The 1,022-nt window shown below is 68.8% G+C and carries 4 protein-coding genes; all 4 read left to right on the top strand.

Features of this window, described 5'->3' with window-relative positions:
• Positions 1-91 precede the first annotated feature (91 nt).
• A complete protein-coding gene (locus AC1DZC_RS19855; protein WP_477044461.1) occupies positions 92-412 on the top strand; it encodes a hypothetical protein in 321 nt (106 codons plus the stop codon).
• The gene (locus tag AC1DZC_RS19850; RefSeq protein WP_477044460.1) at positions 409-603 is read left to right on the top strand and encodes a hypothetical protein; all 195 of its coding nucleotides are present in this window, start codon (positions 409-411) and stop codon (positions 601-603) included. The genes AC1DZC_RS19855 and AC1DZC_RS19850 overlap by 4 nt, the downstream gene beginning before the upstream one ends.
• Positions 600-776, top strand: coding sequence for a hypothetical protein (locus AC1DZC_RS19845; RefSeq protein ID WP_477044459.1), 177 nt, complete (start codon positions 600-602; stop codon positions 774-776). The genes AC1DZC_RS19850 and AC1DZC_RS19845 overlap by 4 nt, the downstream gene beginning before the upstream one ends.
• Before the next feature lie 2 nt (positions 777-778).
• On the top strand, positions 779-1,022 hold a 244-nt coding region (locus tag AC1DZC_RS19840; protein WP_477044458.1), incomplete at its 3' end, for a hypothetical protein.

The following is a 1,022-nucleotide window of genomic DNA, read 5'->3' as shown; positions in this document are numbered from 1 at the left end:
TGGAGCGCCTGCAAGCCGAGCTGGCTTCAGCGGAACGGCACTCCGCCGCGGCGGACGCGGCGGTCCTGCTCTACACCGGGTTCCCCAACTGATGGGCGCGGGCGATTTCATCCGCAAAGCGCTTCAGACCGGCCGCCGCGTTGCACCGTCGGCGCCCGACACATGGCACGGCACCGCCGCGCCCGGGTCGCGCTGGACCTATCAGCAGCACGCCGTCCTGAAGGCTGAGGGCATCCCTCCCGAGCTGGTGAAGACCGCCACCGTCGGCGTCCAGGTTCAGAACAAGCTTAATTGGGCGATGCCGACGCAGACCCGCCCCGTCCTGTGTCCGCGCCTCGCGATCACGCGCAACGGCCGGCGGGCTCTCATCATCACGCCTGCGGGCGATAAGCTGTGGAAGGACATCGTATGACCCTTTTCCGGTCAACGCCGGCGATCGGCCAACCCGTGCGCCAGTGCGACGCCGAGGCTATCCGGCTCGAAGAGCTTCGGGCGCGTTGGCAAAGGGTGGGCGAGCTGATCGCCATTTGGTCGACCCCCGGCGCTGTCGGGCTGGGCTTCGGCTTGCTCGCCATGATGGCCGTGCGCGTGGTGTTTCGATGATCCGCCCCGCCGCCCAGTTCACGGCCGAAGAGCTTCAGGTCGACGAGGACGCCGAGCGCGAGGCGAAGGCGGTCGAATGGGGCTCAATGGTTCGGGTCGCGGAATGCGCCGGAGCCTTGTTCGCCCTTCTGTTTCTCACGGCCATCATTCTCGCCCTCGGCGGGCCGCGCTGATTATGAGCATCGCCGACAAGGCCGCGCATGTTCGCGCCGAACTGGCCGCCGCGGCGCCGACCAAGCACCACTGCCACTGGCCCGGGTGCGACGCGACGGTGCCGCCCGCCGCCTGGGGATGCCGCAAGCATTGGTACAAGCTGCCACTCGCGCTCCGTAACAAGATCTGGGCCGCCTATCGGCCCGGGCAGGAGGAGACGAAGACGCCGAGCCGGCGCTACGTCGAGGTCGCGCGCGAGGTGCAGG

This window comes from Cellulomonas sp. P2_B4 (assembly GCF_056404795.1).
Note: the sequence above shows the minus strand (reverse complement) of the source record. Positions and strands in the feature narration are given on the sequence as shown.

What these genes read in the sequence shown, in the direction of transcription:
- AC1DZC_RS19855 (WP_477044461.1), top strand. Translation starts at nt 92, where the DNA reads ATGGGCGCGGGCGATTTCATCCGCAAAGCGCTTCAGACCGGCCGCCGC.
- AC1DZC_RS19850 (WP_477044460.1), top strand. Translation starts at nt 409, where the DNA reads ATGACCCTTTTCCGGTCAACGCCGGCGATCGGCCAACCCGTGCGCCAG.
- AC1DZC_RS19845 (WP_477044459.1), top strand. Translation starts at nt 600, where the DNA reads ATGATCCGCCCCGCCGCCCAGTTCACGGCCGAAGAGCTTCAGGTCGAC.